Genomic DNA, 17,434 nt, shown 5'->3' on the forward strand with positions numbered 1-17,434 from the left:
TTATTTCTTATCCAGCTTCAAATCCTCGGTTCGGATGGTCATCAGTTCCAGCTTCCCCGGCGATCCTCCGCTATATTGATTCAACAGGCGGACCGCCTGCTGGCGGACGGAACGTTCAATAATATTGCGTACATGCCTCGCGTTGCTGAACAGATGCTCGCTTTCGCATTTTTCCCGCAGCAAATGCTGCTTTAATTTGAGTATCGCCTGTGGCATCAGAATATAATCGCGTTCCTTCACCATTCCTTCAGCAATCTGAATGAGCTGGTCGATGCTATAGTCCGGAAAATCCATCTGAATCGGAAACCGTGAAGGCAATCCAGGATTGGTAGCAAGAAAATATTCCATCTCATCGGAATAGCCCGCTAAAATTAGAATGAACTGATTCTTCTGATCTTCCATCGCCTTCACCAGCGTATCGATCGCTTCCTTGCCGAAGTCCTTTTCTCCGCCCCGCGCCAGACTGTATGCCTCATCTATGAAAAGAATGCCGCCGAGCGCCTTCTTAACCAGGTCACGTGTCTTCTGCGCGGTATGACCGATGTACTCTCCGACCAAGTCGGCCCGTTCCACTTCAATCAAATGTCCTTTGCTTAATACACCCATTCTCTGAAACATCTTGGCGACAATTCGGGCAACGGTAGTCTTGCCGGTTCCCGGATTTCCTTTGAACACCATATGATAGACTTGGGTTCCGGACAACAGTCCAGCCTCGGAACGCATCGCCGCTATTTGCAGCAGGGCAAAAATCTCAAACATCAGCTCTTTGATATGATCGAGCCCGACCAGACCGTCCATTTCCTTTTGCAAATCCGCGAACAAGCCTTGCTGAGGGATGCTCTTGGCTCCTGCCGTAGATTCGACATCCGGAACGCTTTGCGAAACGACCGGTGGCTCGGTGTTGCGGAGAATGACATTGATCTGTCTGGAAGGTCTCTCCTCGGAAGATCCGCTTCTAGCCATGACAGGCCCTGACATCTATGAATCACCTCTTTATGGAGTTGTTCAAAAGTGCTATGAAGTTTCAAAGAAACGACTTTTGAACCTGTATGTTGCCGGGAGGGCTTAAACTTCTTTTAAAATGTATTCTCTCTCCCGCTCCGTTATTAGAAGTTTTCTCATTTCCAGCCAAAAGCGATGGCGATATGGTCGAGTTTCCATTTGGTATAGGCCAGAACTTCGCGAACCGTGGCTTGCATCGGCTTTATGACCCGAGTCTTCGTCACTGACAGTCCCGGGTTGTCGTAGCCCAAAGCTTTGGCGATTTCATATGCCCGATTGCCATGATAAGTATGGGTAATGATAATGACCGATTTCAGTCCCTTTTCTTTCATGATCTCCTGACTGAATTTTAAATTCTCATAGGTACTTGTAGCGTTGTTCTCCAGCAGCATGGCCGAACGCGGCACACCCTTGGATTCCAGATAATTGGCCATGCCCTCTGCTTCGGTAAACCGGTAATCGGCCCGGTCCAATCCACCTGACAAAATAAAGAGGCAGAACTTCCCCTCCTTATAATCCTGCAGAGCAAGCTCCAGTCTTTCCTGGAGCCCGGGGCTGGGCTGGTCTCCCCACATTGAAGCGCCAAGTACGATCCCGACATCTGCCGGCTGTGCATATTCCCTAGACGCAGCCGGATTGCTATCGATGCTGCCAATTTGGGCCAGCACATAAAGCAGCCAACCTATTCCCGCAGCCAGAATACAGGCCAATATCCAAATCCACAGGCGACGTGGCTTTCGTTGCCGGGTTCCAACCGCATAAAATCCGTTTCTTCTACTCCGTACCATGCTCCCCTCCCTGACGCTGAGCATCCTTAAGCACAAACCCGTTGCGATAATGGTCTAGAGACATCGTAAAATAAGGAAAATGCTGCTCCCGGATACTTCGCATAACATCCCTCGCCGTTTCCGTGGCCATGTCATAATCCCGGACGGTGATATGACCGCGTGAGAGCGCGTCATCCAATTCGTCCTCGTCCAACAGGAACACTTCACCGTTCTTCAGCACAACAATGTCCAGGTACAAATCATCAAACCAAGGGACACCTTGGTCCGTCACTCCCTGGGTTTTGCACACATCGATATACCACTCGACAATGTCTCCCTTGTCGTCAAACATGGCGGTTACCACGTAGTGCTCTCCTTTTGGATAGTACTGCAACCAGGTAAATCCTTTGTCGGCAATACGGAATGTATTCCCTCCATAAGTTTTCCAGAGCGGATCTCGTAAAGCTTGAATACTATACGATGTCACATAACCTCTGAATATGTCGCTATCCACGTACTTGGATTTGAACTGACGCTGCGTCACGCGGCGCCAATTCGCACGGTCTCCGAATTTTCGTTTCATAAGACTGATCCCTTTCAACACAATGTACTTTCAGCTTATCACATTTAAAAGTCAGTCTCAAAAACGAAATTTTAATATTATATAAACTTGTCAGCAAATGTCATCGAAATGGAACGTTGTGCTCCAAGCCGGATACGTCAAAAAAACAAAAAAAGTGCCCCCAAGCAATCAATTGCTTGAGGACACCACTTGATTTTATACGTTATTGTTTAGCCTCCGGAATTCAGGCCGCCGGTTCCCGTCGGGTCGACAATCGTGCCGTCGGTCGGTGTTCCGCTTCCGTCATCCACCGGTAACCCGGTCTCTGAATCGCCTCCGGATTCACCTCCGGAAGGCGGGGTTCCCCCCGTATCTCCTCCGGTACCCGAATCGGTTCCGGTGCCCCCGCTGTTGCCGGAGCCATTACCATTTCCATTGCCTTGGCCATTACCGTTGCCTTGACCGTGGCCGTTTCCTTGGCCGTTGCCATTCCCCTGCCCGCCGTTTCCGTTATTGCCCGGCGGATTTGTGCCCTGGCCGCCTTCCTGACCGGAATTACCGCTGCCGTTGCCCGGATCGCCGATCCAGTCGCCATTGCCGTTCTCATCCGGATCAACCTCATCCATCGGAGGATCATCCGCCACAAGCATCACCTGAGCAACGTTCGAAGGTTCGCTCTCGACATCATTCACCGCATCGTATGCCGTAACATAGTACTCATAACCAGTTCCGACAGCTACGCTGATATCCTCAGCCGTTGTTGCAGGCGAATCCATATAGTGAGAGAAGTCCGCCTCGGAGGCTTCCTTCCGGTAAACCTTGTAAATTGCCCCTTCGGTAGTTACACCCGTCCAGTTCAGAGTAACGACTCCCGAGTCCTGATTATAAGAAGCAGAGAGCCCGGTTGGAGTTTCCTCCACTTCTTGTTCCGGAGGTTCCGGAGCCTGTAAATTACCCGGTACCGGGAAGTCCTTCACCGGTACGCCTTGAAGCGCTTCGGTCATGACGGCTGAGAACAAGGCCGCGGCCTGACCGCTGCTGCCGTTCAGCAGATGGTTCTTATCCGGTTTATCGTAGCCCATCCAGATGGATGCCGTCCATTCCGGGGTGTAACCTACAAACCAGACATCCCGGTTCTTGCTGCTGTTCAACCCTTTAATACCATGCTGTGTAGTTCCCGTCTTACCCGCAACCGGGCGATTCAGCTTCGCGCGTTTCCCCGTCCCGTCATTGACGACATTTTGCATCATTTGAGTCATGTAGTACGCGGTTTGCTCGCTGAGCACCCGTTTTGGCTTCGGCGCATTGTACTTGTATTTCTCTACGCCGTCATGATCCTTAATCATTTTAATAGTGTATGGCTGGTTGTATTCACCGCCATTGGCGAAGACGCTAAACGCGCCAGCCATTTCCAGCGTATTCGTGCCATGGGTTAAGCCCCCAAGCGCGATAGCCAGGTTCCGGTCGTCTTTGTCCATCTTTATGCCCATGTTCTGTGCATATTTCACACCGGTACCAACGCCAACCTCATTTAGCAACCAAACGGCAGGAATATTCTCCGATTTTGTTAGCGCCGTGGTCATGTCAATGGTTTTAGAGTAGCCGTGCAAGTTACGCGGACAGTAATCCCCGAAGCACTGCTTCTCATTGCTTAACGGTGAATTAATATCAAACTTGTCGGTATCTAGTGCCGGTGCATAGGATACGATCGGCTTGAAAGCCGAACCCGGCTGCCGGCGGCTGTTCAATCGGCTGAAGCCTTTGCGTTCGTAATCGCGACCGCCAAGCAAAGCTACCAGACTGCCATTTTCATGGTTCTGGATGACGATCGAAGCCTGAACCTGCTGGTCATCCTTGCTCTTCTCGAAAAAGTCGTCGTTGGCGAACGCCTTTTCTACCGCTTTTTGTGCCTGAGCATCCATCGTCGTATAAATTTTGTAGCCGCCGCGGTTCAGTTGGTCTTCCGAAAGCCCAAACTTCTCCTCGGCTTCTTTGATTACATAATCCTTGAACGCCTGATAGCTGTCATTCTTAGTCGGTGGCACATAATCGTAATTCACCGCCTTCGCTTCATCCCGTTCCTCAGCGGTAATGTACCCCTCTTGGAACATCAGGTCTAACACGACGGAACGCCGCTGCTTCGACAGATCCGGATTCGCGACCGGATTGTACTTGGACGGTCCCTTAGGAATTGCCGCCAAGGTTGCGACTTCCCACAGATCCAACTCGTTCAGATCGCTCTTTCCGAAATAACGCTGGGATGCCGCTTTAATGCCGTACGCCTTTTGACCGAAGAAGATCCGGTTCAGGTATAGCGTAATAATCTCATCCTTCGTGTTGTGGCGCTCCAGCGCCATCGCGATCGACATTTCGGTCGCTTTACGGAAGAACGTCTTGTCAAAATCAAGGAACATGTTCTTGGCCAGCTGCTGGGTGATCGTACTGCCGCCCTCCACCAGGGAACGCGCCATGATATCCTTCACCGCCGCCCGGCCGATCGACCACAGGTCGACCCCGTTATGCTCGTTGAATCTCCGGTCCTCGGTCGCGATAAAAGCTTCCTTGACCAGTTTCGGAATCTGGTCCTCTTCCACCGGTTCGCTCCGGTCCACGGACAATTCGCCCATCAGCTTGCCGGTCCGGTCATAGACCTTGGACGTTTCATAAATGAACAGCTTGTCCCTGTTCTCGTTCAATATTTTTTCGCCGCTTACGGTGATGTACATGTATCCCGCAATCCCGCAAAATATAGCAAATGCAATTGTGAAAAATGAAGTCCACAGTACCCGTTTTGCCGTCAGCCTTTTCTTTTTAGGTCCTTTCGGCGCATTCGGTTTGCGAGTCGGCTTACTGTTCCTTTCCAGTCTGGATGGTCTTTTGGTAGGCATAGATTCTTCTGACTCCCTTCATACCAGTTTCATCATGTTTGTGTGTGGATTCTACTGGTCCAATACCCAATTTAGCCCGGAAAGAAAAGAACAACCTCTTATCAGGTTGCTCCGCTCCTTTTCCTATACCATTAAACGTACTGATTTTAAAAAAGTTTCAATATTCGGATTAACCTTCGTTCTGGGACTCCTGCATCAGCGAAACATTGCGCTGCGGCTGGAATGTGGAGATGGCGTGCTTGTACACCATTTGCTGGCGTCCGTCGCTGTCGATTACGATAATGTAGTTGTCAAAAGCTTTAATCGTTCCTCTGATCTGAAAACCGTTCGTCAAAAATACGGTAACAGGGATGCTCTCTTTGCGCATTTGATTCAGGAATGTATCTTGGATGTTAATGGACTTGTTCATTTGCCGTACCCCCAATAGGAATCAATTAGTGTTTAGAATTATATTCAAGATCAGTTGGAAACTTTCCTGCTATTATAGCACGTACGGCTTCGAAATTCGCGGAGAAATTTCTGCCGTCGCCCACATCGACCCAGGAAATGTCGTTCATGTGGCGGAACCAGGAAAGCTGCCGTTTGGCGAATCTTCGGGTATCTCGCTTCAGCTTCTCCACCGCGAGCTCCAGCGGTAAGCCATCTACCAGATGCTCCGCGATCTCTTTGTACCCGAGTCCCTGCATGGACACGAGATCCCTGGAGAAGCCGCGGTCCAGCAATCGCTGAACCTCACCGATCAGACCGGCGGCAATCATTCCGTCGATACGCTGTTCAATACGGTTATAAAGCATTTGACGGTCCATTGTCAAACCGATGAAGCAAAGATCGTACGGCGACTGCTTGTTTTGCCGCTCCAGACTGGAAGATAATGTTTCCCCGGTCAAGTGAAATACTTCCAGCGCACGGATCACTCTGCGGACATCGTTGGGATGCAGCCGATCCGCTGACTTAGGGTCAATTTCGGCCAGTTTGGCATGCAGTACCTCCGCTCCCTCTTGATCGGCAATCCGCTGCTGCTCGGCCCGAAATTCTTCATCCGCGCCCGCTTCAGTAAATTGGAATTCATAACACACGGATTCAATATAAAGCCCCGTTCCGCCCACAATAAAAGGCAGTTTGCCTTTCCCGTGAATTTCGGGGATAAGCTCACGGCACCATTCCTGAAAACGGGCCACGGAAAACGGCTCATCCGGCTCCAAAACATCTATCAAATGATGCGGAACCCCGTCCATCTCCTCCGGCGTGATTTTGGCGGTTCCGATATCCATCCCCCGGTATACCTGCATGGAATCTCCGGAAATGATTTCGCAGGAAAACTTCTTGGCGATCTCGATGCTCAGACTGGTTTTGCCGACGGCGGTTGGGCCGAGGAGCACCAGCAGTTTCGGTTTTGCATTATTGGTCAAGCGAAATCACTCCGTACACAATTTTGGTATGGGAACGGGACTGCGTCGTAAATCCGAGCCGTTCGAATTCTCCGCTCCCTTTTTTTTCTTTCAGCACCACCGTCTTTCGCGCTACCCGGCAAGCTTCCGCAATCGCTTCGGGGTCAAGCTGATTGTTGTTCGCATAGGAACGAAGCGGAGAGATGGCGGACGACTCCTGAATCGGATCGCGGAACATCGGGTCGAAATAAACGACATCCGCACTCTTGTCAGGCAGTCCGCGCAGCAACTCCAGATGCTCCGCACGCTTCACGGTGATCCGGCGCAAAGCCTCGTCAAACTCTTTTACCCCAGATACATAGTAAGCAAAACCTTCCCGCATCAAACTCCATAGTGAAAGCGAATCTTCAAGGGCCAGAACGCGGCCCTCCGGGCCTGCGCCTAAAGCGAATACCGCGGCATCCGACCCGAGACCCGCCGTGCAGTCGATGATGGAATCGCCCGGCTGAACCCGGGCGGCTTCAAGCATCGGATCGCTCTCGCCTTTTTTAATCAGCCGCTTGGCCCGGACAAACGCCATGCTGGGATGAAACAGCATCGCTTCTCCATCCGGTCGGTAGAGCCTTGCTCCGCCTTCCAGAATGACCAGAATGTCCGTGTCTCCATGTTGCGCCGACAGCTTGGGAAGCGATGTGCGGTTCCTTGGGACGTATTGTATCCCCGACTCTTTAGAGAGGGCCGACGCTCTTCGTACAGCTTCCTGAACGGCGTGGTCCCCCGTTGTAATAATCACTAGCAATTTCCTCCGTTCACATAACCCGTTTAAACAGTTTCTCCAAATCGTAATTGGAAAAAGAAATGACGATCGGCCGGCCGTGCGGACAGGTATAGGGCTGCTTGCATGCCCCTAGCCGCTGAAGCAGGGTATCCGCTTCTTCCTTGGTCAGCTTCTGGTTGGCCTTAATCGAAGCTTTACAGGAGACGAGGATCGAAGATTTCTCGCGCAGCTTCGCCAAATCGATCGCCCGTTCGCTAAGCACCCATTCGGCCATCTCCTGGATCACGGCCGCTTCGTCTCCTTGCGGAAACCAATAAGGGCAGGACACGACGCGAAAGGTTCCGCCTCCGAAATGCTCCAGAATGACCCCCGCCCGTTCAAACCAGGACAGCCGTTCCTTAAGCTTCTCGCTCTCTCCCGGCGTAAATTCCAGCGTGATCGGCAGCAGCAGTTCCTGGGAAGCATCCGCCGGATTGCCGAATTTCTCGTAATAATATTCATAATTCACCCGCTCATGAGCGGCGTGTTGATCAATCAGATACAGCCCGTTCTCATTTTGGGCGATCAGGTAAGTGCCGTGATGCTGTCCGATCAAGGACAGCTCAGGAAAAGCCGGCAGCTCCGGCGCCGTACCGGGCGCGCCATAGAGCGCCTCCTGCGCAGCCGGAGGCACGGGCTGCGGCGCAGCGGCGTAGCCGCCTTGCGGCGCCCGGCCCGGCTGGCCCGGCGCCTGCGATTGGCGCGGCGGCTGAGCCGAAGGCGCATAGGCGCCCGCGGCCGGGCCGGCGCCGTAGGCTGCGCCTGGCGCGGCCTGCTCGCGCAGCGCGAAGCCGCTGCCGTCGGTGCGCGCCGCCGAAGCGCCGCCGTAGGCGCTGGCGCTGCCGGGGGCTGCGCCGGAAGGCGCGCTAGCAGCGCTGCCTGGGGCAGCCGCCGGAGCGGCTCCCGGGCGCCCGCCGCTCGCGCTAGCCGGCGCAGCCGGACCGGACGCGCTCATGCCAGGCGCCGCGCTCGCAGGCGCTGCCTCAAGCCGGGCAGCCGGGAAGTGAAACTGTTCCTGGATCAAGGATCCGGAACCCGACTTCCCAAGCTGCTGCTTGACGACCTGCGGAATGAGCACCTGCTCGGACAGTACCGACCTTAAACTGGCCTCCACGAAGGCGTTCAACTCGGTTTCCTTGCTGAACCGCACCTCCAGCTTCGCCGGATGCACATTGACATCTACCAGGGATGGATGCATGTCCAGCGACAACACGACCAAAGGATAGCGATTGATCGGCAAAAGCGTATGATAGGCCCGAAGAATCGCCTGCTGCAAGCCCTGATTGCGGATAAATCTGCCATTTACCATCGTGGACATACCTCCGCGATTGGAACGCGTCATCTCAGGTAGCCCGATGTAACCGGAAATTTTGTAATCAAGGTTTTCGGCCGAGATGGGAATCATCCCTTTGGAGGTATTGATCCCGTAAATCGAAGCGATAACCTGCAGCAGATCGCCGCCGCCCTGGCTTTGCAGCAGCGAATTGCCGTTATGCTTCAGGCTGAAGGCGATCTCCGGATGCGCCAGCGCCTGACGATACATCACATCGGAGATATGTCCGAGCTCGGTCTGAATCGTTTTCATATACTTCAGCCTTGCCGGCGTATTGTAAAATAATTCTTTTACCGTAATGTCCGTCCCCTGAGGTGCGGCTGTTTCCTCATTCTCTTTCAGAGTGCCGCCTTCAATCGCAACAACCCGGCCAAGTCCGGTATCATCGCTGGACGACACCAGCCGGACCTTGGCGACGGCCGAAATACTCGGCAAGGCCTCCCCGCGGAATCCGAGGCTGCGGATCTGAAACAGATCGCGTCCGGATACGATTTTACTCGTAGCATGGCGGTAAAAAGCAGTTTCGCAGTCTTCGGGTTCGATCCCCGAACCGTTGTCGGTTACCCGGATCAGTTCCAGACCGCCTTCCTCCACCAGTACCTCGATTTTCGTCGCCCCGGCATCAACCGCGTTTTCCACAAGCTCCTTGACCACGGAAGCGGGCCGCTCCACCACTTCACCCGCCGCTATCTGGTTGGCAATATGCTCGTCCAGTATCGTTATTTTTGCCACGATGATTCCCTCCTTGCTCACCTGCTCGGTGATTTGAAAGCAATTGTCATAAATTGCAAACGATAATCCGAGATGATTAACGACTCGTACCGAAATCAATTAGTTGAGTTACTAACCCGGTATAATAATGGACTATTTGGGCCTTATTTCTCCAAATTCAGATCCGAGTTCAAAATTAAAATCCTTTTGGGGCCTTATTTGTCTTCATAACGCTTTAAAATCGACTATTAGCGCCCGATCAGAAAAATAAGCCCCTTAAAATCCTCTTTTTTTACTATTTTGTTGAAAATCACGCAAATAGCGCCCATAAAGTCCCTTATATCTCGTTCAGCGAATCGGCAACAATACCTTACAAATTATAAGCTCTTCGCCTTTTGCTTCAGATCATTAATTAGCTGCATAGCCTCCAGCGGCGTCATATTCATCAAATCCGCTTCTTTCACCATATTGACGATTAGCCGGAGTCCCGGATCCTCCTGAGAGGATTTCGCCTTCTTTACTGGTAGCTCGTCCGCAAAGATCGACAGCTGAACTACTTCCTGTTTATCCCCTTCAGCCAATTTCTGGTCTTGCTCAAACAACGACTCCGATTCATTCTCTTTAACTGTAAAGCCCGAGGTGTCTCCACTGCCTGTTACTTTATTCATTTCGCCTGCTATTGCTCCAACCTTACCGGCAACCTGCTTGTCCGATAGTTCGGTGTCATTCACATTGGCGGTCGGTGCTGCTTCCGCATCCCCATGAACCCCGGCGGTTACCGCGGCAGCCGCCTGCTCAAAGCCTTGCAGCAATCCGTAGGCTCTTTCGATAATTCCTCCGGGAAGTCCGGCAAGCCGCGCGCAATAAATACCATAGCTCGTATCGGCTGCTCCAGGGACCAGCTTGCGGAGAAAATGCACCTTGTCCCCGCTTTCCTGGACAGCCATCCGGTAGTTTCTCAACCCGGACAAACTGCTCTCCAAATGGGCCAGTTCATGAAAATGCGTCGAAACGAGCGCCTTGCAGCCGATATGATCATGCACATATTCAATCACCGCCTGGGCGATCGCCATGCCTTCGCTGGTCGATGTGCCCCGGCCCAGCTCGTCGATGATGATCAAGCTCCGGGCGGTTGCCTTTTCCGTCATGACCTGAATATCGGCCATCTCCACCATAAAGGTGCTCTGGCCTCCGATCAGGTCATCCGCTGCCCCTATTCGGGTAAAAATGCGGTCAACCAGCGGGATTTCCGCCTTGGCGGCCGGAACGAAGCTGCCGATCTGAGCCAGGATGGAGATCAGAGCCACCTGCCTCATATAAGTGCTTTTTCCCGCCATATTGGGACCGGTGATGAGCAGGATACCCGCCTCATCCTTTTGCAGCTTGGTGCCGTTGGAAATAAAGGCGGTATCCTTCATCACGGATTCAACCACCGGATGACGTCCCTGTTCGACGACTAAATCATACCCGTCCGTCAGGACCGGCTTCACAAACCCGCCCTCGGAAGCAACGGCCGCCAAAGACCGGAGCACGTCGATTTCCGCGATCCGCTCGGCAAGGCGCTGCAACCGCTCAATATCACTTGCAATACGTTCACGGAGCTCGTTAAACAGCCTGTATTCGAGATCGGCCATTTGCTCCTCCGCTTCAAGGATGAGCGTCTCCTTCTCTTTTAGCTCAGGAGTCACGAAACGCTCGGCATTGGCCAGCGTCTGCTTCCGCTCGTAACGGCCTTCCGGCAGTGATGATAAATTGGATTTCGTAACTTCGATGTAATAGCCGAACACTTTGTTGTAACCGATCTTCAGTGACTTAATGCCTGTCGCCTGGCGCTCCGAAGCCTCCAGCTCCGCGATCCAGCGTTTGCCGTTGCTTCCTGCTTCACGCAGCTCATCGAGTCGGGAATGGAACCCGGTCTTGATCACATTGCCATCCCGGACCGAGACCGGAGGCTCGTCCGCAATCGCCGTTTCGATCATATCAGCTATATCGGTGCAAGCATCCATGCCTTCCGCGATTCCCCGTAACGTAGTCGATGAGGACGCGGCGCACAGTTCCTTAATCGCCGGCACCTGGCGTAAAGATGACTTCAAAGCGATCAAATCCCGGCCGTTCGCGCTGCCGTAAGCAATTCTTCCAGTAAGCCGCTCCAAATCATAAATTTCAAGCAGCGCCTGACGAAGGTCTTCCCGCAAAATAAACCCGCCATGCAGCGCCTCCACCGCTTCCAACCGTTCCTCGATCCGGCTTCGCTGCAGGAGAGGCTTATCGATCCAGCGCCGCAGCAAGCGCGCGCCCATCGACGTTTCGGTGCGATCCAGGAGCCACAATAACGTGCCCTTCTTGGACCGTTCCCGAACGGTCTCCACAAGCTCCAGATTCCGCCGGGTAAACGGATCGAGAATCATGTATTGCTCGGGCTCGTAGGATGAAATTTTAGTGAGCTGTCCAAGCGAACGTTTTTGAGTTTCGCCAAGATATCCGACAAGTAGAGCGATGCAGTCCCTGCGTTCGCTCTCCAGCCTGATCCACTGCGCCTCTCCGAATTGCGCCCGGCTGTCTTCTTCCTTCGTCTTGACCCAAGGGGTATATACGACCGTCTTGCCGAGCGGGGCGGCTTGTTCTGCGATCCAATTCAGCAGAGCCTCATCCCCGATCACTTCCGATGGATCGTACAAACCGACTTCGTCGCGCAGCCACTCTTTACTGGCCGGAGCCGAAGTGACGTACAGTTCACCGGTCGACAAATCGCAGGTCGCCAGCGCCATCAAGCCGTTCCGCTCCGTCACGCACAATATGTAATTATTCGCACGCTCGCCGAGGGTTTTGCCTTCCATCACCGTACCGGGCGTTACCACGCGCACGATTTCGCGGCGGACGACGCCTTTGGCCGAGGCCGGGTCTTCTACCTGCTCGCAAATGGCGACTTTGTAGCCTTTCTCGATCAACCGGTGAATATAGTTATCCGCCGAATGATAGGGCACGCCGCACATCGGAATTTTATCCGCAGCGCCGCCTTCCCGGCCGGTTAGCGTAATTTCCAATTCTTTTGACGCCAACAAGGCGTCATCAAAAAACATCTCATAAAAGTCGCCCAGCCGGAAAAAGAGAAACGCATCCTGAGCCTGGGCCTTTACACTCAAATATTGCTGTATCATCGGCGTATAAGTAGCCATGTGCAACCTCCAAATAACCATTCATAGATCTCTATTATAACAGAAAGGCAAGGAGGCTTACGAGTAAATATCCCTTATGACAACGTCGATATGGAATCGGAATGCAACTTCCACGACCGCCGGATGTCGGCGGATTCGTCCCAACTTCGGCCGGACCGCACAGCCGCCAAGAATGGAGCGATATATTCTTCATATCTGGAAAAGGATGGCGCGCCGGTAATATCCGCGGCCAGCCGCTCCCATTTCTGTTTCAATATCTCCTTGTTACCGGAGTAAAAAGCGTGGAACACCCGATTCTCTTGCAACGGACGCTCCTTGAAGGAAGCCATGTCCTCGATTATTAATCGGGCCAAGGCAACGACTCCCTTGGTCACCATCGGGGAAACCAGAAAGCTGGGAAGGGTTCGGTATTCGAACCCGCTCACGTCCTCGTCATAGCTTTGGAGCCGAAAGTCACCCAGAAAGCCATACAAAGGACGGCGCCGGGGGCTTCCACTATCCTCCATCAGGGCTACCGGCAGCGCGAGATAGTTATCTAGCGTACGCAGCAACTCAGCGGTGAGCGGTACGCCGCTGAAATGAAGATGCCCGCCAAGCGGAAAGCCGCGCTGCGGCATGCCCCCGGCTTGCCACAGCAGCTCGCTGTCGGGAATCGCCGCCTGTGCCGAGCGAAACGCCCGCATCAAATGGCTCAGGCATTCCCGTGGCTCACTTCCCGGCTCGGGACGCAGCTCGGCCAACGGAAACAAGCGGCGGCCCCGGTAGCGCAGCACATCGCAGCCGGCGATCCCCTGCCGGCCCAAATACCGCGAGGCGGGGATGACCTTCCGGGTTCTGCTGTCAAAGAGCAGGAATTCAGGGTCCATGCCGATCAACCGCTCCCGGTCGGAGCCGGCGTCTTGCCCAATACCTTCTCCTTGGTCATATCGTTGCGCATAGTTTTTCCACTGTCCTTGAACCTGTCGCCCCTGTCGTTGCCCCCCTCCTCGCCCTTGACCTTGCTCAATCCCTTGTCCCTGAAGCGAGTACTTTTCCAACTCCCCGAGCATGCGTGTCATCGCCTCCGCTACCAGCCAGGCTGTGCGGTTCCCTCCATAAATCACGGAAGGATGAATTTCTTCCACCGTAAACCTTCCCTCTTCTCCCGCATGGATGACGACTTCACCCAGGTCAAGACCGAACGCGTATAACGCTCTGACGGCCGTTCTCGCCAACCTTTTCCATAGAGTGGATTCCCGGTCCAGGTCAGACCCCGCCCCGTTTCCGGGGAGTGGCATTACGGTCCCTCCGGGCTGAATAGGAGTTGCGTTTAATGCTTGCAAATGGAAGACACTGACCGCGAACCGTCTTTGAAATCCTCCCCCGACAGTCTCTTTCCGGCCGGACAATGAGGCGGGGATTCCTGCCGCACCGAGTCGTTTTTGCCTTTTCGGTACTTGTAAAGCCAGAAAATCCGTCAAATTGCCGTTGATGATCCATTCTCTTACTTCTTGCCCAAAGTAGGCTTCCGGTGTCCCGAAGCAAATTTCATCTCCTCGGGAACCGGATTTAATGCCGTTTGAAGAAACAGGATCACGAAGTATTCCATAAGGCCCGCCCTGGCCCTCGATCGCCCGAAGCAGCCTGCTCCGGAACACGCCACGCTCAAGATAGACCTTCAACACATGATTCACTGTCATGAACAATAATGCCTCCCCCGGTTGGCCGATCTGGTCCCATTGCCGCTCCAACAATTTTGTATAACGAAAAATAAACAAAAAGAGGGCAGCCGCCCTCGACGACGACGCCCCTGCCGCATATAGTAGACCATAACTACGTATTCAATATTGCCGGGAAGGTAAAAACAGCTACAGTCCCTTAGAGTTCGTCGTCGAGGAGGTCCGGATCCAGATCTTCGTAATCGCCGAGCTCGGATCCAAAATCAAAATCTTTATCCCCGTCCTCGCCGCCAGGTACGACAAGAACATTCAACTTGGTTTCGGCCACCAGTTCAACAGCGAATTCCCGCTCCACGCGAATCGCCACACGGCCGTCTCCTGATACGCTCGCTTCAACGGTACTTGGTTCCTGCGTTGCATCCGCAGTAACCTCGACCGTTGAGGCACGATGTCTGGAATCCAGATAACTCAGCGGCACATTCTCAACATAGGATACCGTCTCTTTGGCTACTTCTGTCTGCGAGTTTTTGTCGTAGGAATACCAGATGTTGATATCGTAAGTACCAATAACTTCAATTCCGTCTCCGGCTGCAACCGCTTCGTACTGGTGGTTGATAATCCACGCTCCCAGTATGCTCGACGGTCTGTGTGGCGGAGTCACGGTATGTGTTACGGTAGAGAACTTACGACCTTTTCCGCAGATCGCTTTCGTGATGATCTCTCTACTTTGATATTTCGATGACATGATTTAAACCTCCTCCATACATCATTCATTACATATGTATGCAAGAACTGGGCGAATGTTGAATAGCCCATGATAAATAAATATGTACGAGTGGAAAAAACGTAAAGAAATAACGATTCCTGCTCAAAAAAAGAATAAGCCCGGAGCGTTCTCCGGGCTTATTTCTACGCTATCTAATTCAACTTCACTTCCACATTCTTCTGAGAATCATAATAGTTATAAAATCCGGGATTCCACAAAATATTTTCGAATCCGGAGCCGCCTTTATAACGCTCCACCTTTTTACCGGTATAATTAGGGCCATTGGATACCATCTCCGGATAAACTTCATTTCCGTTGACGCTCAACATGCTCTGGCTGATGCCGCCGAATCCCGGACTATCCGACCAGGATTCCACCACCAAATCCTTGCCGTCCAGATAATAGGTGAAATGAATCAAGAATCTGTCAACCGACACTTCGAGAGACTGCTTCAATTCGGCCGGTTGTTTTAACGGGGTCCAATTTTGAGTCGTATCCCGTTTTGTCACCCTTGCATCCCCTAAAATCAGTTTCATGGGAACGGTTGACCAATCCTCATACCAGACCGAAGATTCAAACTGATAAGCATGTTGGTAACGCTTCGGATCGCTGCCGATCAGATCGAAACCTCCCTGGATTTCTTTGTCTCCGACGGCGAGCGTAACCGAGTTGTACCAGACCACCCCATGCTTATACTGCTCCATGCTATTATCTTCCTCGATGTTCAACGTTATTTTTTGCGGCGAAACGATAAGCTTCTCAAGCCGGATGCCGGCCATTTCCTGCAATTGTTCCCCGTTGTTCAGATTTTTCGTATAAACCGCTTTACTTGCTTTTTTGCCATCGCCTTTAAAAGTAAACGACCACTTTCCGTCCTTGGTTTCCGCCTGGTCCAGATAACTCAAACGGAAGCTTTCCGTTTCGTTTTGATTTACTTCCGCAGTTTGGAAAATTTGCTGAATTAGCAAACCCTCTCCATCATAAGGAAGTACGGTCAGTTCACCGCGGCTACCGTTACCGCTCCCATAAATCAAATGAGGATCCAGACGCAAGGGATCGGGAGAAGTTGCGGATACAATATACCGGACAATTAGCCGGTCATCTTCCTTAGTCAAAGATTCGATGTGCATTTTCGGGTAGTCCGGGGACCCTGTTGTAATGGTATCTCCCGTCTGAAAGGCCGTTTTTAGCGGAGTTTCTTTATAGTTATACAATATCAGCTGCTGTGCGGTGATCGTCAGTTTCTTTTCCGATTTCTGCAATATATCATTCGATTCAATCATGCCGAGCAGCTTGCCGCTTCTTTGATCGAAATATAGATTACTACTGGCGGGCACCGTGTTTCCCGACTCGTCAGCTATACCGACGCTTCCGATTTGATAGGCGTCATACCGGTCCAAGCCCTCGTCCGGATCAAAAGAGACCAATGCTTTCAATTTCTCCCCGTCCGTAACGACCCCGTTCAAATTCATAGCGATTCCGGCGCTGGTTGCGCTCTGTTGGAATCGTTGCCCGTATCCGTTGTTCAATGCATTGTCTATGCCTACGAAACCCATGATATTGTTCCAATTCATGGCCACACCCGCAAAGGCTGGTACCGCCATAAACATAAAGCATGATAATACTAGCGCTGGAACCAGCTTTCTTTTGCTGATGGCGGGTTTCAGCGTCCCTTGAGGAACCGATTTCCGATAGGAAACTTCACGTTCAATGGTGAGCCACATGGCATCGAAATCCGTGTTAGCGGAGGGAGCCTGAAGGCCTTCTCTTACTTTACTTTCAAAAACCCTTTCCATTTCCACTCATCTCCTTTGTTTGACATCCTGTTTTTTAATTCATGTTCATTCCGATCCCTCAGTAGCCGCATCCCTTTGTTCAACCTGGACTTCACGGTTCCTTCCGGCACCTCGATTACACCGGCTATTTCCGGCACCGTCATTTCATGAACGAAACGCAATGTGACCACAATCCTTATTTTTTCGGGCAACCGGCTAATCATTTCGTTGAACTCATTTGCTATTTCCTTCCGGTCATAATCTTCCTCTACCGGATTGACGACCTGCGGACGGTTCATCAAATAGGCGAACATCTCCTTGGTCCATCCACTATTTCTTCTCTTTAGAACCTTACTGCACTCGTTCGAAGCTATTCTTAGCAGCCACGGTCTCAGGTCCCTGATTTGCGTTCTGTCCGCAAGTATGGCTTTCACGAACACTTCCTGACAAATATCTTCCGCATCGGATCGGTTTTGCATCATGTAATAACATAATTGGAACACTTGCTCCTTGTAGGTTTCGAACATTTCCCGGTCGTTCACTCCGTTCACCTCCTCTTTGTGGGCTTTCACCTATAAGACCATCAAGAAC

The 17,434-nt window shown here is 52.3% G+C and carries 13 protein-coding genes; all 13 read right to left on the reverse strand.

The window, feature by feature from the left end; genetic code table 11:
- The gene (locus NYE70_RS06090; RefSeq protein ID WP_211020696.1) at nt 1-978 is read right to left on the reverse strand and encodes an AAA family ATPase; all 978 of its coding nucleotides are present in this window, start codon (nt 976-978) and stop codon (nt 1-3) included.
- 140 nt (nt 979-1,118) lie between these two features.
- A complete protein-coding gene (locus NYE70_RS06095; protein WP_341045372.1) occupies nt 1,119-1,790 on the reverse strand; it encodes a YdcF family protein in 672 nt (223 codons plus the stop codon).
- On the reverse strand, nt 1,777-2,352 hold the full coding sequence (locus NYE70_RS06100) for a DUF402 domain-containing protein (protein WP_211020698.1): 576 nt from the start codon (nt 2,350-2,352) through the stop codon (nt 1,777-1,779). The genes NYE70_RS06095 and NYE70_RS06100 overlap by 14 nt, the downstream gene beginning before the upstream one ends.
- 209 nt (nt 2,353-2,561) lie before the next feature.
- Nucleotides 2,562-5,219, reverse strand: coding sequence for a PBP1A family penicillin-binding protein (locus NYE70_RS06105; RefSeq protein ID WP_341045373.1), 2,658 nt, complete (start codon nt 5,217-5,219; stop codon nt 2,562-2,564).
- A 169-nt stretch (nt 5,220-5,388) separates the two neighbouring features.
- Nucleotides 5,389-5,628, reverse strand: a complete 240-nt coding sequence (gene hfq, locus NYE70_RS06110) for an RNA chaperone Hfq (RefSeq protein WP_211020700.1) — start codon at nt 5,626-5,628, stop codon at nt 5,389-5,391.
- A 25-nt stretch (nt 5,629-5,653) separates the two neighbouring features.
- On the reverse strand, nt 5,654-6,628 hold the full coding sequence (gene miaA, locus NYE70_RS06115; protein ID WP_341045375.1) for a tRNA (adenosine(37)-N6)-dimethylallyltransferase MiaA: 975 nt from the start codon (nt 6,626-6,628) through the stop codon (nt 5,654-5,656).
- The gene (locus tag NYE70_RS06120; RefSeq protein WP_211020702.1) at nt 6,618-7,400 is read right to left on the reverse strand and encodes a class I SAM-dependent methyltransferase; all 783 of its coding nucleotides are present in this window, start codon (nt 7,398-7,400) and stop codon (nt 6,618-6,620) included. Before NYE70_RS06120 ends, miaA begins: the two co-directional genes overlap by 11 nt.
- Nucleotides 7,401-7,416: 16 nt before the next feature.
- On the reverse strand, nt 7,417-9,489 hold the full coding sequence (gene mutL / locus NYE70_RS06125; RefSeq protein WP_341045378.1) for a DNA mismatch repair endonuclease MutL: 2,073 nt from the start codon (nt 9,487-9,489) through the stop codon (nt 7,417-7,419).
- Nucleotides 9,490-9,845: 356 nt separating this feature from the next.
- A complete protein-coding gene (gene mutS / locus NYE70_RS06130) occupies nt 9,846-12,644 on the reverse strand; it encodes a DNA mismatch repair protein MutS (RefSeq protein WP_341045379.1) in 2,799 nt (932 codons plus the stop codon).
- A 74-nt stretch (nt 12,645-12,718) separates the two neighbouring features.
- Complete coding sequence (locus tag NYE70_RS06135; protein ID WP_341045380.1) at nt 12,719-14,323, reverse strand: putative amidoligase domain-containing protein; 1,605 nt, start codon at nt 14,321-14,323, stop codon at nt 12,719-12,721.
- A 178-nt stretch (nt 14,324-14,501) separates the two neighbouring features.
- Nucleotides 14,502-15,047 (reverse strand): outer spore coat protein CotE, encoded by a 546-nt coding sequence (gene cotE, locus NYE70_RS06140; protein WP_211020705.1) that lies wholly within the window; start codon nt 15,045-15,047, stop codon nt 14,502-14,504.
- Nucleotides 15,048-15,220: 173 nt separating this feature from the next.
- A complete protein-coding gene (locus tag NYE70_RS06145; RefSeq protein WP_341045381.1) occupies nt 15,221-16,864 on the reverse strand; it encodes a DUF4179 domain-containing protein in 1,644 nt (547 codons plus the stop codon).
- A complete protein-coding gene (locus tag NYE70_RS06150) occupies nt 16,837-17,385 on the reverse strand; it encodes an RNA polymerase sigma factor (protein ID WP_211020707.1) in 549 nt (182 codons plus the stop codon). Before NYE70_RS06150 ends, NYE70_RS06145 begins: the two co-directional genes overlap by 28 nt.
- Nucleotides 17,386-17,434 lie beyond the last annotated feature (49 nt).

The organism is Paenibacillus sp. FSL R5-0407, from assembly GCF_038009185.1.
Taxonomy (GTDB): Bacteria; Bacillota; Bacilli; order Paenibacillales; family Paenibacillaceae; genus Fontibacillus; species Fontibacillus vini.